Annotated in this window: 12 protein-coding genes; 8 read left to right on the forward strand and 4 right to left on the reverse strand. The window is 72.6% G+C overall.

From position 1 onward, the window contains the following. The first annotated feature begins 155 nt into the window (after window positions 1-155). Entirely contained in the window at window positions 156-3,143 is a 2,988-nt protein-coding gene (locus OG764_RS25130; protein ID WP_328970687.1) for a bifunctional [glutamine synthetase] adenylyltransferase/[glutamine synthetase]-adenylyl-L-tyrosine phosphorylase, read from the forward strand. A 398-nt stretch (window positions 3,144-3,541) separates the two neighbouring features. Here the strand turns inward: OG764_RS25130 and OG764_RS25135 are convergent, their stop codons facing one another. The 3 genes from OG764_RS25135 to OG764_RS25145 all read right to left on the reverse strand — a co-directional run bounded on the left by OG764_RS25135 (window position 3,542) and on the right by OG764_RS25145 (window position 7,381). Then, window positions 3,542-4,432, reverse strand: a complete 891-nt coding sequence (locus OG764_RS25135) for a phosphatase PAP2 family protein (RefSeq protein WP_328970688.1) — start codon at window positions 4,430-4,432, stop codon at window positions 3,542-3,544. Between the two features lie 95 nt (window positions 4,433-4,527). Beyond that, a complete protein-coding gene (locus tag OG764_RS25140) occupies window positions 4,528-5,568 on the reverse strand; it encodes a LacI family DNA-binding transcriptional regulator (RefSeq protein ID WP_328970689.1) in 1,041 nt (346 codons plus the stop codon). Window positions 5,569-5,593: 25 nt separating this feature from the next. Beyond that, window positions 5,594-7,381 carry a glycoside hydrolase family 13 protein gene (locus OG764_RS25145; RefSeq protein WP_328970690.1) on the reverse strand — a complete coding sequence of 596 codons (1,788 nt, stop codon included), beginning with the start codon at window positions 7,379-7,381 and terminating at the stop codon, window positions 5,594-5,596. Window positions 7,382-7,592: 211 nt separating this feature from the next. On the opposite strand from OG764_RS25145, the gene OG764_RS25150 reads away from it, so the two are divergent. The 7 genes from OG764_RS25150 to pulA all read left to right on the forward strand — a co-directional run bounded on the left by OG764_RS25150 (window position 7,593) and on the right by pulA (window position 21,565). Continuing rightward, window positions 7,593-8,870, forward strand: a complete 1,278-nt coding sequence (locus OG764_RS25150; protein WP_328970691.1) for an extracellular solute-binding protein — start codon at window positions 7,593-7,595, stop codon at window positions 8,868-8,870. Between the two features lie 38 nt (window positions 8,871-8,908). Next, the gene (locus tag OG764_RS25155; RefSeq protein WP_328970692.1) at window positions 8,909-9,922 is read left to right on the forward strand and encodes a carbohydrate ABC transporter permease; all 1,014 of its coding nucleotides are present in this window, start codon (window positions 8,909-8,911) and stop codon (window positions 9,920-9,922) included. Beyond that, entirely contained in the window at window positions 9,919-10,770 is an 852-nt protein-coding gene (locus OG764_RS25160; RefSeq protein ID WP_443056040.1) for a sugar ABC transporter permease, read from the forward strand. Before OG764_RS25155 ends, OG764_RS25160 begins: the two co-directional genes overlap by 4 nt. Window positions 10,771-10,822: 52 nt before the next feature. Continuing rightward, window positions 10,823-12,505: a glycoside hydrolase family 13 protein gene (locus OG764_RS25165; protein ID WP_328970693.1), complete on the forward strand. Its 1,683-nt coding sequence runs from the start codon at window positions 10,823-10,825 to the stop codon at window positions 12,503-12,505. Next, window positions 12,502-13,554 carry a LacI family DNA-binding transcriptional regulator gene (locus OG764_RS25170; RefSeq protein WP_328970694.1) on the forward strand — a complete coding sequence of 351 codons (1,053 nt, stop codon included), beginning with the start codon at window positions 12,502-12,504 and terminating at the stop codon, window positions 13,552-13,554. Before OG764_RS25165 ends, OG764_RS25170 begins: the two co-directional genes overlap by 4 nt. Window positions 13,555-14,326: 772 nt before the next feature. Further along, window positions 14,327-16,045 carry a carbohydrate-binding module family 20 domain-containing protein gene (locus OG764_RS25175; RefSeq protein ID WP_328970695.1) on the forward strand — a complete coding sequence of 573 codons (1,719 nt, stop codon included), beginning with the start codon at window positions 14,327-14,329 and terminating at the stop codon, window positions 16,043-16,045. A 102-nt stretch (window positions 16,046-16,147) separates the two neighbouring features. Beyond that, window positions 16,148-21,565 (forward strand): pullulanase-type alpha-1,6-glucosidase, encoded by a 5,418-nt coding sequence (gene pulA, locus OG764_RS25180; protein ID WP_328970696.1) that lies wholly within the window; start codon window positions 16,148-16,150, stop codon window positions 21,563-21,565. Window positions 21,566-21,772: 207 nt separating this feature from the next. Here the strand turns inward: pulA and OG764_RS25185 are convergent, their stop codons facing one another. Further along, entirely contained in the window at window positions 21,773-22,318 is a 546-nt protein-coding gene (locus OG764_RS25185) for a GNAT family N-acetyltransferase (RefSeq protein WP_328970697.1), read from the reverse strand. Between the last annotated feature and the right edge of the window lie 186 nt (window positions 22,319-22,504).

Genomic DNA, 22,504 nt, shown 5'->3' on the forward strand with positions numbered 1-22,504 from the left:
CGGGTCGGTCGGGGGTTGCCCTGCGCGGCGACTCGCCCTCCGTCGGGGGTTGTCCCGCGCGGGGGCCGGGCGGGTGGTCGGGGGGCCGGGATAGGGTCGGGAGCCGGATCTGGTGTGGGCGTCCCGGAGGGGCGGCACGGAACGGAGGCGGCGGGATGACGGTTCCCGGACGCAGGAGCAGTACGTTCATCCGGCTGCTGCGGCACGGATTCACGGACCCGTCCGCGGCCGGGGAGCTGCTCGACGCCCCCGAACTCGCCGCCGTACGCACCGATCCGGTGCTCCTCGACGGGCTCGGCGCCACCGCCGACCCCGACCTCGCGCTGCGCGGCCTGGTCCGCCTCGCCGAGGCCCAGGACGCCGACGGCCGGACCGCCCTGCTCTCCACCCTCGTCTCCGCGAAGCCGCTGCGCGACCGGCTGCTCGGCGTGCTCGGCGCGTCCGAGGCGCTCGCCGACCACCTGGCCCGCCACCCGCAGGACTGGCGGGCCCTCGTCACGTACGAGTCCGCCGACCTGCACCCCGGCATCGCCGAGTTCGAGCAGGGCCTCGCGGACGCCCACGACCCCGTCACGCTGCGCATCGCGTACCGCCGCTGCCTGCTGTCCATCGCCGCCCGCGACGTGTGCGGCACCACCGACGTGGCGCAGGCCGCCGCCGAACTCGCCGACCTCGCCACCGCCACCCTGCGGGCCGCCCTGCGCATCGCGAGCGCCGCCGCCCCCGAGGACGCCGCCCAGTGCCGGCTCGCCGTCATTGCGATGGGCAAGTGCGGCGGCCACGAACTCAACTACGTCTCCGACGTCGACGTGATCTTCGTCGGGGAGGCGGCGCCCGGCGCCGACGAGGCCAAGGCCCTTCAGGCCGCCACCCGACTCGCCTCGCACCTCATGCGGATCTGCTCCGAGACGACCGTCGAGGGGGCGATCTGGCCCGTCGACGCCAACCTGCGCCCCGAAGGCCGCAACGGCCCCCTCGTACGCACCCTCTCCTCGCACCTCGCCTACTACCAGCGCTGGGCCAAGACCTGGGAGTTCCAGGCCCTGCTCAAGGCCCGGGCCGTCGCGGGCGACGAGGAACTCGGCGCCGCCTACGTCGACGCCATAACCCCCCTGGTCTGGCAGGCCGCGGAACGCGAGAACTTCGTCGCCGACGTGCAGAAGATGCGCCGCCGCGTCGTCGACAACATCCCCGCCGCCCAGGTGGACCGCGAGCTCAAGCTCGGACCCGGCGGCCTGCGCGACGTCGAGTTCGCCGTCCAGCTCCTCCAGCTCGTCCACGGCCGCAGCGACGCCACCCTGCACTCCGGCACCACCCTCGACGCCCTGCACGCACTCGCCGCGGGCGGCTACGTCGGCCGCACCGACGCCGCGCAGCTCCACGACGCGTACCGGTTCCTGCGGGCCATGGAGCACCGCATCCAGCTGTACCGGCTGCGCCGCACCCACCTGGTGCCCGAGGACGAGGCCGACCTGCGCCGCCTCGGCCGCTCCCTGGGCCTGCGCACCGAACCCGTCGTCGAACTCAACAAGGCCTGGCGCCGGCACGCCTCCGTGGTCCGGCGGCTCCACGAGAAGCTCTTCTACCGCCCGCTGCTCGACGCCGTCGCCCAGCTCGCCCCCGGCGAGACCCGACTCAGCCCGCGCGCCGCCGGCCAGCGCCTCGAAGCCCTCGGGTACGCGGACCCCGTCGCGGCCCTGCGCCACCTGGAGGCCCTCGCCTCCGGCGTCACCCGCAAGGCCGCCATCCAGCGCACCCTGCTGCCCGTCATGCTCGGCTGGTTCGCGGACTCCGCCGACCCGGACGCCGGCCTGCTGAACTTCCGCAAGGTCTCCGACGCGCTCGGCAAGACCCCCTGGTACCTGCGGCTGCTGCGCGACGAGGGCGCCGCCGCCGAGAACCTCGCCCGCGTGCTGTCCGCCGGCCGGCTCGCCCCCGACCTGCTGATGCGCGCCCCCGAGGCGGTCGCCCTGCTCGGCGACCCCGAAGGCCTCAAGGCCCGCGGCCACGAAGCCCTCGAACAGGAGGTGCTCGCCGCCGTCGGCCGCGCCGACACCGCCGAGGCGGGCGTGGCCGCGGCCCGCGGCGTGCGCCGCCGCGAACTCTTCCGCACCTGCGCCGCCGACATCATCGCCTCGTACGGGACCGAGGAGAGCCCCGCCGAGGAGGACCGCGGCGCGCTCGTCGACCGGGTCGGCGACGCCGTCTCCGACCTGACCTCCGCCACCCTGGCCGGCGCGCTGCGGGCCGCCGTGCGCGCCCAGTGGGGCGAGACGCTGCCCACCCGGTTCGCGGTCATCGGCATGGGACGTTTCGGCGGGCACGAGCTGTCGTACGGCTCCGACGCCGACGTGCTCTTCGTCCACGAGCCCCGCGAGGGCGTCGGCGAGCAGGAGGCCGCCAAGGCCGCCCAGGCCGTCATCGCCGAGATGCGCAGGCTCCTCCAGCTGCCCACCGCCGACCCGCCGCTGCTCATCGACGCCGACCTGCGCCCCGAAGGCCGCAGCGGCCCCCTGGTGCGCACCCTGGCCTCGTACGCGGCCTACTACCGGCGGTGGTCACTGGTCTGGGAGAGCCAGGCGCTGCTGCGCGCCGAACCGGTCGCCGGGGACGAGGACCTCGGCCGCCGCTTCATCGAACTGATCGACCCGCTGCGCTACCCGATGGAAGGCATCGGCGAGGAACCGGCCCGCGAGATCCGGCGGCTCAAGGCCCGGATGGAAGCGGAACGGCTGCCGCGGGGCGCCGACCCGACCCTGCACGCCAAGCTGGGCCGGGGTGGGCTGAGCGACGTCGAGTGGACCGTGCAGCTGCTCCAGATGCGGCACGCCTGGGCCGAACCGGGGCTGCGCACCACCCGCACCCGGCCGGCGCTGGCCGCGGCCCACGCGGCCGGGCTGCTGGGGACGGAGGAGGCACAGACCCTGGACGAGGCGTGGGTGCTGGCCACGCAGGTCCGCAACGCGGTCATGCTGGTGCGGGGGCGGGCGGGGGACACGTTTCCCACCGACGCGCGGGAGCTGGCTGCCGTGGGGCGCTACCTGGGCTATGGCGAGGGCCGTGTCGGCGAGATGCTGGACGACTACCGCCGCGCCACGCGCCGCGCACGCGCGGTAGTGGACGACCTCTTCTACGCCGCGTAACCGCCACGCCGCGTGCCCGTCGACCCTGCGGGCGGGCAACCTCCAGCCTCACCGACGCTGCGTGCGGCAATTCCAGCCTCGCCGGCCCTGCGGGCGGGCAACCTCCAGCCTCACCGGCGCTGCGTGCGGCAATTCCAGCCTCGCCGGCCCTGCGTGCGGCAATTCCAGCCTCGCCGGCGTTTGAGGCGCGGGGTTTGGGGCGGAGCCCCAAGACAACCCGGCTGACGCCGGGCACCGGGCTCTGCCCGGACCCGCTCCTCAAGCGCCGGAGGGGCTGAAGGGTGCGCGGGGTCGCCGGGCACCGGGCCCTGCCCGGACCCGCTCCTCAAGCGCCGGAGGGGCTGGAGGGTGCGGCGGGGTTGCCGGGCTCTGCCCGGACTCGCGCCGGCGGGGCCGGGTCAGGGGCGGGGGCTGCGGAAGCGGTTGAGGAGGGTGGCGGTCGCCGAGGAGGCGTCGGGGTCTTCGGGGTAGCGCGGCAGCCGCCGGGCCGTCGTGCCGTACCAGACGTACGACACGGCGTAGCCGAACGCCAGGCACAGCATGCCGCCCACCGCATCCAGCCAGAAATGGTTGGCGGTCGCGACGATCACGACCAGCGTCGCGGCCGGGTACAGCAGCCCCAGGATCCGCGCCCACGGCGCACTGGCCAGCGCGAAGATCGTCAGCCCGCACCACAGCGACCAGCCGATGTGCATGGACGGCATCGCGGCGTACTGGTTCGACATGTGCTTGAGGTCGCCCGAGGCCATCGAGCCCCAGGTGTGGTGGACCAGCACGGTGTCGATGAAGTTCTCGCCGTTCATCAGCCGGGGCGGTGCCAGCGGGTAGAAGTAGTACCCCACCAGGGCCACCGCGGTCGTCGCGAAGAGCACCAGGCGGGTGGCCGCGTACCGGCCGGGGTGGCGGCGGAAGAGCCATACCAGCACGCCGATGGTCACCAGGAAGTGCAGCGTGGCGTAGTAATAGTTCATGCCGACGATCAGCCACGTCACCGAGTCGACGGCATGGTTGACGGACTTCTCCACGGCGATGCCGAGGGTGTGCTCCACCTGCCAGATCCAGTCGGCGTTGCGGAGGGCGGCCGCCTTCTGCTCCGGCACGGCGTTGCGGATCAGCGAGTACGTCCAGTAACTGACCGCGATCAGGAGGATCTCGAACCACAGCCGCGGCCGACGGGGGGACCGAAGTCGGTCCAGCAGTGCGTGGCGGGGCTCCGGGCGGTCCTCGGTCACCGTGGGTGACGGGACATCCGTCCGGGTTTCCAGTGTCTTCACGCTCGCTTCACCCATAGGGAAAGAGTCTGCCAGATACGTTTCCTGCCCCGATCATCCCTCGGGACGGTCTTCGGTGCAGCCCGTCAGTCGTCGGAACGACCACCTGAGAACTACCCGGGGAGGGGTTCCCGGCCCCGGTCCGGGCCGGAGGCGGTGGATCCGCGGACCACCAGTTCGGGATGGAAGACGAACTCGCTGTGCGGGGCCGGAGTGCCGCCGATCTCCTCCAGCAGCGTACGCACCGCCGCCTGTCCCATGGCCTGGACGGGCTGGCGGATGGTGGTGAGCGGCGGGTCGGTGAACGCTATCAGCGGGGAGTCGTCGAAGCCCACGACCGAGACGTCCTGCGGCACCCGCAGCCCCTGCTGCCGGGCCGCCCGGATGGCACCGAGCGCCATCATGTCGCTGGCGCACACCACGGCCGTGCAGCCGCGGGCGATCAGCGCCGTGGCGGCGGCCTGGCCGCCCTCCAGTGAATACAGAGAGTGCTGGATCAGTTCCTCGGACTGCTCGGCGTCGAGGCCGAGCCGCTCCTCCAGGGCGAGCCGGAAGCCCTCGATCTTGCGCAGCACGGGCACGAACCGCTTGGGGCCGACGGCGAGGCCGATCCGGGTGTGCCCGAGCGAGGTGAGGTGGGTGACCGCGAGCTGCATCGCCGCCCGGTCGTCCGGGGAGACGAAGGGCGCCTGCACCTTGGGGGAGAAGCCGTTGATGAGGACGAAGGGGACGCCCTGGCCGCGCAGTTGGTCGTAGCGCGTCATGTCGGCGGTGGTGTCCGCGTGCAGTCCCGAGACGAAGATGATCCCGGAGACCCCGCGGTCGACCAGCATCTCGGTCAGCTCGTCTTCGGTGGAACCGCCGGGGGTCTGGGTGGCGAGCACCGGGGTGTAGCCCTGGCGGGTCAGCGCCTGCCCGATGACCTGGGCGAGCGCCGGGAAGATCGGGTTGTCCAGCTCGGGGGTTATCAGGCCCACCAGGCCCGCACTGCGCTGGCGCAGCCGGACGGGGCGCTCGTACCCGAGTACGTCGAGGGCGGCCAGCACGGATTCGCGGGTGCCCGCGGCCACACCGGGCTTGCCGTTGAGCACGCGGCTGACTGTGGCTTCGCTGACCCCCGCCTGGGCTGCGATGTCGACAAGCCTCGCGGTCATGGGATTGGACTGTACCGGTCGCATGTCAGATTGCCCACCACGTGCAGGAATCAGCGGGAATCTGCACCGTGCGGCCGTCGGGGTCGACGGGTCCGCTGGAGAGCACCGGGCGTCCGGGCACGGGGAGTTCGACGGGGGTGTCGCGGGTGTTGACGGTGCAGACGAAGCCGGGGCGGGCGAAGGCCAGCACTCCGGGGGGCGCGGGCAGCCAGTCGACCTCGTCGCCGGCGCCGAGGCCGGGCAGGGCCCGGCGCAGTTCCAGGGCGGCCCGGTAGAGCTCCAGGGTGGAGTGCGGGTCGCCGGTCTGGGCGGCGACGGTCAGGCCCGCCCAGCCGGCGGGCTGCGGGAGCCAGGCGCCGCCCGGCCCGAAGCCGTACGGGGGCTCCGCGCCGGACCAGGGGATCGGCACCCGGCAGCCGTCGCGCAGTCCCTCCTGCCCCGCGGCCTCGCTGGGGGCGTCGGTCCGGGCCCCCGCCGCGCCCGCCCCCGCCCCTGCCGTGATCGCGCCCGCCCCCGCCGCGCCCGCCCCAGCCGTGATCACGCCCGCCCCTGCCGTGGTCGCCGCCGCCGCGCCTGCCCCCGCCGCGCCCGCGCCCGCCCCTGGCGCGGTCGCGCCGCCGCGGTGGAAGGCCGGGTCCTGGCGGAGGGCGTCGGGGAGGTCGGCGACCTCGGGCAGCCCCAGCTCCTCGCCCTGGTAGAGGTAGGCCGAGCCGGGCAGGGCCAGCATGAGGAGGGCGGCGGCGCGGGCCCGGCGCAGGCCCTGCGGGCCGCTGCCGTAGCGGGTGCGGTGCCGGACCACGTCGTGGTTGGAGAGCACCCAGGTGGTGGGGGCGCCGACCGCGGTGGTGGCGGCGAGCGACTCGTCGATCACCTCGCGGATCCGGCCGGCCTCCCAGGGGCAGTTCAGGAACCGGAAGTTGAAGGCCTGGTGCAGTTCGTCGGGGCGGACGTAGCGGGCCAGCCGCTCCGAGCTGGGGGCCCAGGCCTCGGCGACCCCGATGCGCTGGCCGCCGTACGAGTCGAGGAGCCGCCGCCAGGAGCGGTGGATGTCGTGGACGCCGTCCTGGTCGAAGAACGGCAGCGGCTGGGAGCCGATCAGGGTGGCCTGCTCGGCGGCGCCGACGTCGGGCAGGCCGGGCGGCTTGACCATGCCGTGGGCGACGTCGACGCGGAAGCCGTCCACGCCCAGGTCCAGCCAGAACCGCAGGATCGCCGCGAACTCCTCGTGCACCTGCGGGTGCTCCCAGTTCAGGTCGGGCTGCTCGGGGGCGAAGAGGTGCAGGTACCACTCCCCGTCCGGGAGCCGGGTCCAGGCGGGGCCGCCGAAGACCGATTCCCAGTCGTTGGGCGGCAGCGCGCCGCCCGGGCCGCGGCCGGGGCGGAAGTGGTAGCGGGCCCGGTCCGGCCCGCCGGGGGCGTCGGCCCGCGCGGCCAGGAACCAGGCGTGCCGGTCGGAGGTGTGGTTGGGGACCACGTCGACGATCACCCGCAGCCCCAGCGCGTGCGCGGCCCGGACCAGGTCGTCGGCGTCGGAGAGGTCGCCGAAGAGCGGGTCGACGGCCCGGTAGTCGGCGACGTCGTAGCCGCCGTCGGCCTGCGGGGAGACGTAGAAGGGGGTGAGCCACACGGCGTCGACCCCGAGCCTGGCCAGGTGCGGCAGCCGCTCGCGCACGCCGCGCAGGTCGCCGACGCCGTCCCCGTCGCTGTCCGCGAAGGAGCGTACGTACACCTGATAGATCACGGCGTCGCGCCACCAGCCGGTCGCGTTGCTGGAAGGGCTTGCAAGGCGCGGATCGGTCAGCTCGTGGGTCATATCGGGGTCAACGCGACGGTGTGCCCCCTGGTTGCGGGCGTCCGGCCTCGAACAAACAGCAAGCTGCGGCAACCTTATGGACACGTGGACGTAACGATCGCCCCGGCTTGCAGAAAATTGCCGCAAGCTCTTTCGGACGGCTTTCGGCCTTGTTAGGTTCCTGGCAACTCGGGACCGCGACGGGGCGGACGGGATCACTGAAGGAGTTCACATGCGGCGTGGCATAGCGGCCACCGCGCTGGTCGCGGCCCTCGCGCTCGCGGCGACGGCCTGCGGCGGCGACAAGAACGACGGCGGCAGCGGTGACACGAAGCCGGGCGGCGAGCTCGCCGGCACCGTCACCTGGTGGGACACCTCGAACGACGCCGAGAAGGCCACTTTCGAGAAGATCGCCAAGGCCTTCACCGCCAAGCACCCGAAGGTCACCGTCAAGTACGTCAACGTCCCGTACGGCGACGCCCAGAACAAGGTGAAGAACGCCTTCAGCAGCGGCGCCGACGCCCCCGACGTGATCCGCGCCGACGTCGGCTGGGTCGCCGACTTCGCCTCCCTCGGCTACCTGGACAAGGTCCCCGCCGAGCAGGCCAAGAAGGTCGACGCCGACTTCCTGCCGCAGGCCGCCGCCTCCGGCAAGTACGAGGGCACCACCTACGCGGTCCCGCAGGTCATCGACACCATGGGCCTCTTCTACAACAAGAAGATCCTCAAGGACGCCGGCGTCGAGGCCCCGAAGTCCCTCGCCGAGCTGAAGACGGCCGCCGCCGCCATCAAGAAGAAGACCGGCAAGACCGGCCTGTACCTGCGCGGCGACGACTCGTACTGGTTCCTGCCGCTCATCTACGGCGAGGGCGGCGACCTGGTCGACGCCAAGAACAAGACGGTCACCGTCGACGGCCCGGCCGGCGTGAAGGCCTTCAAGGCCGCCCGCGACCTCGTCACCTCCGGCGCCGCGATCACCAACGCGACCGACGGCTGGAACAACATGCAGACCGCCTTCAAGTCGGGCAAGGTCGCCATGATGATCAACGGTCCGTGGGCCGTCGCCGACGCCTACGCCGGTGACGCGTTCAAGGACAAGGCCAACCTCGGCATCGCCGCCGTCCCGGCCGGCTCGGCCGCCCAGGGCGCCCCGCAGGGCGGACACGACCTCGCGGTCTACGCCGGCTCCAAGAACCGCGACGCCGCCCACGCCTTCGTCGAGTACATGACCTCGCAGGACGTGCAGGCCCAGTCCGCCAAGGAACTCAGCCTGCTGCCGACGCGCACCGCGGCCTACGAGCTGCCGGACGTGAAGAGCAACGAGATGGTCCAGTTCTTCAAGCCCGCCGTGGACAAGGCCGTCGAGCGCGCCTGGATCCCGGAGAACGGCAGCCTGTTCGAGCCGCTGAAGCTCCAGTACACCAAGGCCGTGACGGGCGCCACGAGCCCCGAGGACGCGGCCAAGGCGGCCGGCGTCGAGTTCCGCAAGATCCTCAAGGGCTGGAAGTAGCAGGACCGGAAGCGGTAGAGGAAGGCAGGCCGACTGAGATGGCTGCTCACACCAGCCAGTCGGTGGCGAAGGCCGCGGGCGAGGACGACCTCGCCCGCGGCCGGAGCCGCAGGACTGAACAGCGCCCGGGGGGCGTCCGGCGCACGATGGCGAAGCACTGGTACGCGTGGGCCATGGTGGCGCCCGTCGTGCTCGTGCTCGGCGTGATCATCGGCTGGCCGCTGGTCCGCGGCATCTACCTGTCGCTGACCGACGCCAACGAGCGCAACGTCGCCCGCACCATCGGCGTCAACGAGATCGAGGCGACGTACTCGTTCGTCGGCCTCGACAACTACACGGCCGTGCTGAGCGACCCGGTCTTCCTCCAGCGCCTGGTGTGGACGGTGATCTGGACCGTCGCCTGCGTGTCCGTCACCTTCACGCTCGGCCTGGTCCTCGCCAACATGCTCAACCGGAGCTTCCGGGGCCGCTCCGCCTACCGGATGGCGCTCATCCTGCCGTGGGCCGTCCCCGGCTTCGTCTCCGTCTTCGCCTGGCGGTTCCTGTTCAACCGCGACAACGGCATCCTCAACAAGCTCCTCGAAGGCGGCGGGATCTCCGCGATCCCGTGGCTCGACGACCCGACCTGGGCCAAGATCGCGGTGATCACCGTGAACGTCTGGCTCGGCGTCCCCTTCATGATGGTCGCCCTCCTCGGCGGCCTCCAGTCCATCCCCGGCGAGCTGTACGAAGCCGCCGAGATGGACGGCGCGAGCGCCTGGCAGCGGTTCCGCTACATCACCCTGCCCGGACTGCGCACGGTGAGCATGACCGTGATCCTGCTCTCCACCATCTGGACGTTCAACATGTTCCCGGTGATCTTCCTGCTCACCCGGGGCGGCCCGGGCGACGCCACCGAGATCCTCGTGACCCAGGCCTTCCGCGAGGCCTTCGTGGAGTCCCCGCGCGACTTCGCCGGCTCCGCCACCTGGGGCGTGCTGATCCTCGCCCTGCTCATGATCTTCGCGCTGGTGTACCGGCGTTCGCTGCGCAAGCAGGGAGAGGTGTGGTGACCGTGACGACACCCGTACGGAAGCGCGGCCAGCGCTCCCCGCTCGCGTCCGTCGGCCTCCACGGCACGCTCGTCGTGGCGTCCGTGATCGCCGTCTTCCCGGTGCTGTGGGTCCTGCTGACCTCGCTCAAGCCCGCCAAGGACGCCATCACCACGGACTTCGTGAAGAACCCGACCCTCGACAACTACCGCTACCTGGTGGAGTCGACGTCCTTCTTCACCTGGTTCGGCAACTCGGTCTTCGTGGCCGGCGTCACCACCGTCCTCGGCGTGTTCATCGCCGCCACCACCGGGTACGCGGTCAGCCGCTTCAAGTTCCCCGGCATGCGGCCGCTGATGTGGACCCTGCTCATCACGCAGATGTTCCCGATGGCCATCCTCATCGTGCCGCTCTACAACCTGATGGGGCAGCTCGGCCTGCTCAACCAGCCGGTCGGCCTGATCGTCACGTACCTCACCATCGCCGTGCCGTTCTGCGCGTGGATGATGAAGGGCTTCTTCGACACCATCCCCGTGGAGATCGACGAATCGGGCCGCGTCGACGGACTCAACCCCTTCGGCACCTTCTGGCGGCTGATCCTCCCGCTCGCCAAGCCGGGCCTCGCGGTCACCGCGTTCTACTCGTTCATCACCGCCTGGGGCGAGGTCGCGTACGCCTCCGCCTTCATGGTCGGCGAGGAGAACCTCACGCTCGCCGGAGGCCTCCAGACCTTCGTCACCCAGTACACGGCCAACTGGGGCCCGATGACCGCCGCTTCCGTCGTCATCGCGATCCCCGCCGCCGCCTTCTTCCTCTTCGCCCAGCGGCACCTCGTCGCCGGCATGACCGCGGGCGCCACCAAGGGCTGACCACCCGGCGCGCCCGCCGGTCCCACCCGACCACCACACTTCCAAGGACGACATGACCCAGCACCTCGCTGCTCCGGCCGCCCCGACCACCGGCACCACCGGCACGCACACGGGCTGGTGGAGAGACGCGGTGATCTACCAGGTCTATCCGCGCAGCTTCGCCGACAGCAACGGTGACGGTATGGGGGACCTCGAAGGCGTCCGCAGCCGACTGCCGTACCTCAAGGAGCTCGGCGTCGACGCCGTCTGGCTGAGCCCCTTCTACGCCTCCCCGCAGGCCGACGCGGGCTACGACGTCGCCGACTACCGGGCCATCGACCCGATGTTCGGCACCCTGCACGACGCCGACGCGCTGATCCGCGAGGCCCACGGGCTGGGGCTGCGCATCATCGTCGACCTCGTCCCCAACCACTGCTCCGACCAGCACGACTGGTTCAAGCAGGCGCTGCGCGAGGGCGCGGGCTCCCGGCTCCGCGAGCGCTTCCACTTCCGCCCCGGAAAGGGCGAGAACGGCGAACTCCCGCCCAACGACTGGGAGTCCATCTTCGGCGGCCCCGCGTGGACCCGGGTCGCGGACGGAGAGTGGTACCTGCACCTCTTCGCCCCCGAGCAGCCCGACTTCAACTGGGAGCACCCGGCCGTCCAGGACGAGTTCCGCTCGATCCTGCGCTTCTGGCTGGACCTCGGCGCCGACGGCTTCCGCGTCGACGTCGCCCACGGCCTGGTCAAGGCCCCCGGCCTGCCCGACCTCGGCGCGAAGGACCAGCTCAAGCTGCTCGGCAACGACGTCATGCCGTTCTTCGACCAGGACGCCGTGCACGAGATCTACCGCTCCTGGCGACGGATCCTCGACGAGTACGAGGGCGACCGCGTCCTGGTCGCCGAGGCCTGGACCCCGACCGTGGAGCGCACCGCCCTCTACGTCCGGCCCGACGAGATGCACCAGGCCTTCAACTTCCAGTACCTGACCACCGCCTGGGACGCCGCGGAGCTGCGCGAGGTCATCGACGGCTCGCTCGCCGCGATGCGCCCGGTCGGCGCCCCCACCACCTGGGTGCTGTCCAACCACGACGTCACCCGGCACGCCACCCGCTTCGCGAACCCGCCCGGCCTCGGTACCCAGCTGCGCGAGCAGGGCGACCGCGAACTGGGCCTGCGACGGGCCCGCGCCGCCACCGTGCTGATGCTCGCGCTGCCCGGCTCCGCGTACGTCTACCAGGGCGAGGAGCTCGGCCTGCCCGACGTCACCGACCTGCCCGACGAGGTGCGCCAGGACCCGTCGTTCTTCCGCGCCGCGGGCCAGGACGGGTTCCGCGACGGCTGCCGGGTGCCGATCCCGTGGTCCGGCCGGGAGGCCCCGTACGGCTTCGGCCCCGTCGCGGGCGGCCCCAGCTGGCTGCCGCAGCCCGAATCCTGGGCCGAGCTGAGCGTCGAGGCGCAGAGCGGCGACCCGGACTCCATGCTGGAGCTGTACCGCAGCGCGCTCGCCGTCCGCCGCTCGCACCCGGCGCTCGGCGCGGGCGAGGACGTGGCCTGGATGCCGGCGCCCGAGGGCGTGCTCGCCTTCCGCCGCACGGCCGCCGACGGCACCGCGTTCGTCTGCACCGTCAACACCACCGGCGCGCCGGTCACCGTGCCGCTGCCCGGCCGGCTGCTGCTCGCCAGCGCCGAGCCCGCCGTCACCGGCGCGGACGCGGTGCTCCCCGCGGACAGCGCCGCCTGGTGGGCGGTGTGACGGTCCCCCCGCCGCGGGCCGCCGATCCGGCGGCCCCGCGGCTCGCGGACATCGCCGAACAGGCGAACGTCAGCGAGGCGACCGTGAGCCGGGTCCTCAACGGCAAGGCCGGGGTGGCCGCCGCCACCCGGCACAAGGTGCTGGCCGCACTGGACGTACTCGGCTACGAGCGTCCGGTGCGGCTGCGCCGCAAGAGCAACGGCCTGGTGGGGCTGCTCATCCCGGAACTGACCAACCCCATCTTCCCGGCGTTCGCGCAGGTCATCGAGCAGGCACTGGCCGGGCACGGCTACACGCCGGTGCTGTGCACCCAGACCCCCGGCGGCGCCACCGAGGACGAGCTGGTCGAACAGCTGGAGGAGCGCGGGGTCACCGGCATCGTGTTCCTGTCCGGGCTGCACGCGGACGCCGGCGCCGACCCGGCCCGCTACCTGCGGCTGGCGGCGCGCGGCGTGCCGTTCGTGCTGATCAACGGCTACAACGAGCGGATCAGCGCGCCCTTCGTCTCCCCGGACGACCGGGCCGCGGCGCGGATGGCGGTGCGCCACCTCGCCGAGCTGGGCCACGAGCGGATCGGGCTGGCGATCGGTCCCACCCGGTACGTGCCCTCGCTGCGCAAGGCCGAGGGCTTCACGGCCGCGCTGGCCGAACTCCGCGGTACGGGGGCGCAGGAGGCCGAACAGCGCATCCAGCGGACCCTGTTCACGGTCGAAGGCGGCCACGCGGCCGGCGGCTCCCTGCTCGACCAGGGCTGCACGGGCATCGTGTGCGGCAGCGACCCGATGGCGCTCGGCGTGATCCGGGCCGCCCGGGAGCGGGGGCTGCGGGTGCCGCAGGACGTCTCGGTCGTCGGCTTCGACGACTCGCCGCTGATCGCGTTCACCGACCCGCCGCTGACGACGGTGCGGCAGCCGGTGCGGGCGATGGCCACGGCGGCGGTGGGGGCGCTGCTGGAAGCGGTCGGGGGCAACCCGGTGGAGCGCACGGAATTCGTCTTCCAACCAGAACTCGTGGTCCGAGGCTCCACCGCCCAGGCCCCCCGCCCTTAGCGGACCTTCCCCTCCGGCCCGGCCGGCCTTGGCCGGCCCCGCCGCTGCCCTGGCGGGCGACCCCTCAGCCGCGGCGGCGTCGAGGCGGCCCTCGGCCCGAGCGAGCCGTATCCAGCCGCGCTGGCGTTTTGAGGCGGCCCTCGGCCTGAGCGGGCCATATCCCGCGGCGGCGCTGGAAGTGCGGGCCTGAGCGGGGCACCTCCAGCCTCGCCTGAGGTGCGGGCCTGAGCGGGGCATCTCCACCCTCGCCTGAGGTGTGGGCCTGAGCGGGGCACATCCAGCCTCGCCGGCGTTTGAGGCGCGGGGTCTGGGGCGGAGCCCCAGGACTGCAACCCGGCTGGCGCCGGGCACCGGGCTCCGCCCGGACCCGCGCCTCAAACGCCGGCGAGGCTGAAGTTGCGCGGCGTCAGCCGGCAAGGCTGTTGCCCCTCGGGGACCCGGCGAGGCCGACGAGGCCGGGAGGGGCGGCGGGGGTGCGCTCGGGCTGGGGGGCGGGCGCGTGGGACGCCTTCGCCGGGGCGCCGGCGTCCCCGTCCGACCAGCCCGAGCGCCGATTGAACGTAACACCGCCGCAATCTCTTGCGTAAGTTGTTGCCGCCAAAAAGCCGCAGCGTTTCGCCCCGGTGACCAACCCGCGTCCAAAGGGTTGACGGCACGCCGACCGACTCATACCGTCGCGTCCGCAAGAAGTTTCAGTCAACTTTCAATGCATCTCGGCCTTGCGGGCACGGCGCGTTGCCAAACGAGGCCCCCTTCGCCAGGAGGACCCCCCATGCCCGCCAGCACCCGCACCCGCACCCGCCCCCGCAGAGCCCCGATATCGGCCCTGGCCCTCGCGGCCCTCGCCGCGGCCGGCGTCCAGGCCGCCCCGCAGGCCGCCGCCGCCCCGCCCGGCGACAAGGACGTCACCGCCGTCCTCTTCGAGTGGAAGTTCGCCTCGGTCGCCAAGGCCTGCACGGACTCCCTCGGCCCGGCCGGCTACGGCTACGTCCAGGTCTCCCCGCCCCAGGAGCACATCCAGGGCAGCCAGTGGTGGACCTCGTACCAGCCCGTCAGCTACAAGATCGCCGGCCGGCTCGGCGACCGCGCCGCCTTCAAGAACATGGTCGACACCTGCCACGCGGCGGGCGTCAAGGTGGTCGCGGACGCGGTGATCAACCACATGGCGGCCGGCGACGGCACCGGCACCGGCGGCTCCCCGTACACCAAGTACAACTACCCCGGCATCTACTCGGGCTCCGACCTCGACGACTGCCGCGCCACCATCTCGAACTACCAGGACCGGGCGAACGTCCAGAACTGCGAACTCGTCCAGCTCGCCGACCTCGACACCGGCGAGGAGTACGTCCGCGGCCGGATCGCCGGGTACCTGAACGACCTGCTCTCGCTCGGCGTCGACGGCTTCCGGGTGGACGCCGTCAAGCACATGCCGGCCGCCGACCTCGCCAACATCAAGTCCCGGCTGACGAACCCTTCCGTCTACTGGAAGCAGGAGGCCATCCACGGCGCCGGCGAGGCCGTCTCCCCGAGCGAGTACCTCGGCACCGGCGACGTCCAGGAGTTCCGCTACGCCCGCGACCTCAAGCGGGTCTTCCAGAACGAGAACCTCGCCTACCTGAAGAACTTCGGCGAGGCCTGGGGCCACATGCCGTCCGGCCAGTCCGCCGTCTTCGTCGACAACCACGACACCGAGCGCGGCGGCGACACCCTGACCTACAAGGACGGCGCCGCCTACACCCTCGCCTCCGTGTTCATGCTGGCCTGGCCGTACGGCTCGCCGGACGTCCACTCCGGGTACGAGTGGACCGACAAGGACGCCGGCCCGCCCAACGCCGGTACCGTGAACGCCTGTTACAGCGACGGCTGGAAGTGCCAGCACGCCTGGCGCGAGATCTCCTCGATGGTGGCCTTCCGGAACGCGGCGCGCGGTCAGGGCGTCACGAACTGGTGGGACGACGGCGGCGACCGGATCGCCTTCGGCCGCGGCACCAAGGCGTACGTGGCCGTCAACCACGAGCCGGCCGCGCTGACCCGCACCTTCCAGACCTCGCTCGCCGCGGGCGCCTACTGCGACGTGCAGAGCGGCACCGCCGTCACCGTCGACTCCGCGGGCCGCTTCACCGCCACCCTCGGCGCCCACACCGCGCTCGCCCTGCACGTGAACGCGCGCAGCTGCGGCTCGACCCCGCCGCCCGCCACCACCGGCGCCTCCTTCCAGGTCAACGCCACCACCGTGGTCGGCCAGAACATCTACGTCACCGGCGACCAAGCCGCCCTCGGCAACTGGAACACCGGCGCCGCCCTCAAGCTCGACCCGGCGGCCTACCCGGTCTGGAAGCTCGACGTCACCCTGCCCGCCGGCACGTCCTTCGCGTACAAGTACGTCCGCAAGGACGCGGCCGGAAACGTCACCTGGGAGAGCGGCGCCAACCGCACCGCCACCGTCCCCGCGAGCGGCACCGTCACGCTGTCCGACACCTGGCGCAGCTGACCCCCGCACGCCCCTGAACCAGGGCCGCCCGGCACCACCAACCCTGCCACCGCCGGGCGGCCCTCATCCGGTCACACCCGTCTGCTTCAAGGAGACCCTCCCTTGATACGCCCTGCCCTGCGCACCGCGGCCGGTACCGTCGCCGCCGTGCTGGCCGCGACCCTCGCGCCGGCCGTCTCCGCGACGGCCGCGGCCGCGCCGCCACCCGCACCGCCCTCGGACGCCGCCCTCGCGGCGCAGCCCGCCCGGCACGACCTGACCCGCGAGCAGTTCTACTTCGTCCTGCCCGACCGGTTCGCCAACGGCGACCGGGGCAACGACCGCGGAGGGCTGACCGGCACCCGGCTGGAGACCGGCCTGGACCCCGAGGACAAGGGCTTCTACCAGGGCGGCGACCTCAAGGGCCTGACCGAGCGGCTCGACTACATCAAGGGGCTGGGGACCACCGCCATCTGGATGGCGCCGATCTTCAAGAACCAGCCGGTGCAGGGCAGCGGCAAGGACGCCTCGGCCGGCTACCACGGCTACTGGATCACCGACTTCACGCAGGTCGACCCGCATTTCGGGACCAACGCCGACCTGACGCGGCTGATCGACAAGGCCCACGCCAAGGGCATCAAGGTCTTCTTCGACGTCATCACCAACCACACCGCCGACGTCGTCGACTACCGCGAGAAGTCCTACCAGTACCTCTCCAAGGGCGCCTTCCCGTACCTGACCAAGGACGGCGTGCCCTTCGACGACGCGGACTACGCCGCGGGGAGCGCGCGTACGGCCGACGGGAAGCGCGCCTTCCCCGAGGTGTCCGCGGACTCCTTCCCGCGCACCCCGGTGGTCCCCGAGGCGAAGAAGGACCTCAAGGTCCCGGCCTGGCTGAACGACCCGACGATGTACCACAACCGCGGTGACTCGACCTTCGCCGGGGAATCCTCCGACCAGGGCGACTTCTCGGGCCTCGACGACCTGTGGACCGAGCGTCCCGAGGTCGTCGCCGGGATGGAGAAGATCTACCAGAAGTGGGTCGAGGACTTCCGGATCGACGGCTTCCGTATCGACACGGTCAAGCACGTCAACACCGAGTTCTGGACCCGCTGGGCCACCGCCCTCGACACCTACGCCGCCCGCAAGGGCCGTCCCGACTTCTTCATGTTCGGCGAGGTGTACTCCGCCGACACCGCGATCACCTCGCCGTACGTGACCCGCGGCCGGCTCGACGCCACCCTCGACTTCCCGCTCCAGGACGCCATCCGCGGATACGCCGCCCAGGGCGCCCCGGCCGGCCGGCTCGCCTCCGTCTTCGCCGACGACTACCGGTACACCAGCGACAAGGCCAACGCCTACGAGCAGGTGACCTTCCTCGGCAACCACGACATGGGCCGCTTCGGCACCTTCCTGAAGCAGGACCGGCCGGGCGCCGCCGAGGCCGAGCTGCTGGCCCGCTACCGCCTCGCCAACGAGCTGATGTTCCTCTCCCGGGGCAACCCGGTCGTCTACTACGGCGACGAGCAGGGCTTCACCGGCGCCGGCGGGGACAAGGACGCCCGCCAGTCGCTCTTCGCCTCGAAGACCGCCGACTACCTGGACGACGACCAGCTCGGCACCGCCCGCACCCACGAGAGCGACGCCTACGATCCGGAGCACCCGCTCTACCGGCAGATCGCTGCTCTCTCGAAGCTGACGAAGGCCCACCCGGCGCTGCGCAACGGCGTCCAGACCGAGCGCCTCGCCCAGGACTCCGTCTACGCCTTCACCCGCACCGACACCTACGGCGGCGCCGAATACCTCGTCGCCGTCAACAACGCCGCCGCGCCCAAGACCGTGGACATCCCCGTCGACAGCGCACCGGACACCGACTTCCGCACCCTGTACGGAGCTTCCGGCTCGGGCCCGGCCGCCGGCGACACCCCGGTCCGCCCCGCCGCCGACGGGAAGCTGACCGTCACCGTGCCCGCGCTCGGCTCCCTCGTCCTGCGCGCCGAGGACCCGCTCCCCGCCCCGGCCACCGCCCCCGCCCTCACCCTCAAGGCCCCCGCCGCCGGCGCCACCGGCACCGTCGAGCTCTCCGCGCAGGTCACCGGCGGCGGCCGCAACCGGGTCGTGTTCGCCGCCCAGACCGGCGACGCCAAGTGGCAGGTACTGGGCTCCGCCGACCACGCCCCCTACCGCGTCACCCAGCACGTCACCGCCCCGGCCGGCACCCCGCTGCGCTACAAGGCCGTCGTCGTGGACGCGTCCGGCCGCACCGCGAGCGCCCGCGCCGAGTCCCTCTCCGGAGCCGTTCCGCCCAAGGAGATCCCGACCGCCACCCAGCGCGACTACGCGGTCGTCCACTACAACCGCCCCGACGGCGACTACACCGACTGGCGCCTCTACGCCTGGGGCGACATCGCCGACGGCGAAGCCACCCCCTGGCCCGAGGGCCACGGCTTCACCGGCCGCGACGCGTACGGCGCCTTCGCGTACGTACGCCTCAAGCCCGGCGCCACCTCGGTCGGCTACCTCGTCATCGACAAGAACGGCACCAAGGACGTCGGCGCCGACCGCACGATCGACGTGACGAAGACCGGTGAGATCTGGCTGGAACAGGGCAAGGAGGCCGCCCGCACCGACCGCCCCGCCTACCCGGCCCCCGACACCTCCAAGGCCGTCCTCCACTACCAGCGCGCCGACGGCGCCTACGACGGCTGGGGCCTGCACACCTGGACCGGCGCCGCCCAGCCCACCGACTGGTCCAAGCCCCTGATGCCCGTACGCACCGACCCCTACGGGGCGGTCTACGAGGTGCCGCTCGCCGCCGGCGCCACCTCCCTCTCGTACATCCTCCACAACGGCGACCAGAAGGACCTGCCCTCCGACCAGTCCCTCGACCTGAAGGCCGCCGGCCACGAGGTCTGGCTGCTCGCCGGCCGGGAGAAGCACCTCCTGCCGCAGCCCGCCGGCTCCGCCGCCGCCCTCGACCTCACCACCGCCAAGGCCGTCTGGATCGACCGCGACACCCTCGCCTGGCAGGCCCCCGAGGCCGCCGCCTCGGCCCAGCTGCTCGCCTCCCGCGACGGCAGCGTCAAGGCCGAGAACGGCACCCTCACCGGCAACGCGGCCCTGCTCCGCCTGACGCGGTCGGCGCTGACCGACGCCCAGAAGGCGAAGTTCCCGCACCTCGCGAAGTACCCCGCCTTCACCGTCGACCCGCGCGACCGGGACCGGGTCCGCGACGCCCTGCGCGGCCAGCTCGTCGCGAGCGCCCGCGCCGCCAACGGCGCCGTCCTCGCCGCCACCGGCGTCCAGACCGCCGGCGTCCTCGACGACCTGTACGCGGCCGAAGCCGCCGCCACCCCGCTCGGCCCCGTCTTCACCACCGCCGGCGTCAAGCTCTCCGTATGGGCGCCCACCGCCCGGCAGGTCGCCCTCGAACTCGACGGCCGCGCCCTCCCCATGCGCCGCGACGACGCCACCGGCGTGTGGTCGGCCACCGGACCCCGCACCTGGCGCGGCAAACCGTACCGGTACGCCGTCACCGTCTGGGCGCCCACCGTCCGGCAGCTCGTCACCAACCTGGTCACCGACCCCTACTCCACCGCCCTGACCACCGACTCGGCCCGCAGCCTCGCCGTCGACCTCACCGACCCGGCCCTCAGGCCCGCCGGCTGGTCGACGCTGAGGAAGCCCGCCGCCCCCGGCATGGCCGGGGCCCAGATCCAGGAACTCCACATCCGCGACTTCTCCGTCGCGGACCGCACCACCAAGCACCCCGGCGGCTACCTCGCCTTCACGGACACCGACTCGGCCGGCATGAAGCACCTGCGCGACCTGGCCGCCGCCGGCACCTCGTACGTCCACCTGCTGCCGGCGTTCGACATCGGCACCATCCCGGAGAAGCCCGCCGACCGCACCGAACCGGCCTGCGACCTCTCCGTGTACGCCCCCGACTCCGAGGAACAGCAGGACTGCACCGCGAAGGCCGCGGCCAAGGACGCCTACAACTGGGGCTACGACCCGCTGCACTACACCGTCCCCGAGGGCTCGTACGCGAGCGACCCCGAAGGCACCCGCCGCACCGTCGAGTTCCGCCGCATGGTCCAGTCCCTCAACAAGACCGGCCTGCGCACCGTCATGGACGTCGTCTACAACCACACCGTCGCCGCCGGCCAGTCCGACAAGTCCGTCCTGGACCGCATCGTGCCCGGCTACTACCAGCGGCTGCTCGCCGACGGCAGCGTCGCCACCTCCACCTGCTGCGCCAACACCGCCCCCGAGAACGCCATGATGGGCCGCCTCGTCGTGGACTCCGTGGTCACCTGGGCCAAGGAGTACAAGGTCGACGGCTTCCGCTTCGACCTGATGGGCCACCACCCCAAGGCCAACATCCTCGCCGTCCGCAAGGCCCTCGACGCCCTCACCGTCGCCGAGGACGGCGTCGACGGCAAGCAGATCGTCCTCTACGGCGAGGGCTGGAACTTCGGCGAGGTCGCCGACGACGCCCGCTTCGTGCAGGCCACGCAGAAGAACATGGCCGGCACCGGCATCGCCACCTTCTCCGACCGGGCCCGCGACGCCGTCCGCGGCGGCGGCCCCTTCGACGAGGACCCGCGGGTCCAGGGCTTCGCCTCCGGTCTGTTCACCGCGCCCAACGGCGCACCCGCCAACGGCACCCCCGAGCAGCAGAAGGCCCGCCTCCTGCACGCCCAGGACCTCATCAAGGTCGGCCTCTCCGGCAACCTCGCCGGCTACTCCTTCACCGACAGCTCCGGCCGCACGGTCACCGGCGCCCAGGTCGACTACAACGGCTCCCCGGCGGGCTACGCGGCCGCACCCGGCGACGCCCTCGGCTACGCCGACGCCCACGACAACGAGTCGCTGTTCGACGCGCTCGCCTTCAAACTGCCCGCCGGCACCACGGCCGCCGACCGGGCCCGCATGCAGACCCTGGCGATGGCCGTCCCGGCCCTCTCCCAGGGCCCGTCCCTCACCCAGGCCGGCAGCGACCTGCTGCGCTCCAAGTCCCTGGACCGCAACTCCTACGACAGCGGCGACTGGTTCAACGCCATCCACTGGGACTGCCGTGACGGCAACGGCTTCGGCCGCGGCCTGCCGCCGGCCGCCGACAACCGCGCCAAGTGGCCGTACGCCAAGCCCCTGCTGACCGGTATCACCACCCCGGCCTGCCAGGACACCACCGGCGCCTCGCAGGCCTACCGGACCCTGCTGAAGATCCGCACCACCGAACCGGCCTTCGCGCTCACCACCGCCGCCGAGGTCCAGCAGCGGCTGTCCTTCCCGCTCTCCGGCGCCGCCGAGACCCCCGGCGTGATCACCATGGCGCTGGGCGACCTGGTCGTCGTCTTCAACGCCACCCCCGACGAGCAGCGGCAGCACGCCGAGACCCTCGCCGACCGGCCCTACCGGCTGCACCCGCTCCAGGCGGCGGGCGCCGACCCGGTCGTCAAGCGGTCCGCCTACGACCGCGCCACCGGCACCTTCACGGTCCCGGCCCGCACGGTGGCGGTCTTCACCCGCGGCTGACCGGCCGCGGGAGCCGGACGAAGGGGTGCCGGGCGGTGCGACCGCCCGGCACCCCTTCGCCGTTGCCCCGAAGCGGGTTGCCCCCGGAGCCCGTTGGCCCGAAGCGCGTCGGCTCCGGAGAGGGCGCTGCTGGCGGCGGTGGCCACGGTGGTCATGCCGCCGGTGACCCCTGGCCCCCGGAGCCGTCCCAGGCGGGTTGTCCAGGGCTCAGCTGCCGTCGAGCGCCCGCAGCACGTCGAGCCGCTTCTCCAGCAGGATCACCCCGTACACCCGGCCGTCCCTGCCCACCTTGTTCGGGAACTCGCCGACCACCCGGTACCCGGCGTCCCGGTAGTACGCCAGCAGGTGCGGATTGTTCGACTGGCAGTCCAGCCGGGCCCGTTCCCGCCGGGTCCGCGCGATCCGCCGCTCGGCGTGCTCCAGCAGCCGCCGGCCGGCCCCGGCGGGCGCCGACTCCCGGTCCACCATCAGCCGGTGCACATAGCCCGCCACCGGCGGCTGCACCCCCCAGGCCTCCTCGTCGGACCACCACAGCTCGTACGCGCCGCACACCCGCCCGTCCTCGTCGCGGGCCAGCCACACCTCGCCGTCGCGCATCCGCTCCCGGAAGTGTGCCGTGTCCTTCTCCCCGGGCTTCCACTGCTGGATCCCGTTCGTCCGCATCCACCGCGCGGCCTCGTCGTACAGCCGGACCAGGACGTGCGCGTCCTTCTCCTCCGCCTGCCGGAACACCATTCCGTCGTCAATGATCACGACGCGAATTATCGCCTTGCCGAAGGCACGTGCCCGGTCACCGGGGCGGCGGCACCCGCCCACCCGCCCCGCCGGACCCGCCCGGCCCCGCGTCGGCGGACACGTCAGCAGGGTCCGGGCCCGTGGCCGGAGCCGGGGTGGAGACCAGGGACGAGTCTGTGGCTGTGGCTGTGGCTGTGGCCATGG

Origin of the sequence: Streptomyces sp. NBC_00239, assembly GCF_036194065.1 — a bacterium.
Taxonomy (GTDB): Bacteria; Actinomycetota; Actinomycetes; order Streptomycetales; family Streptomycetaceae; genus Streptomyces.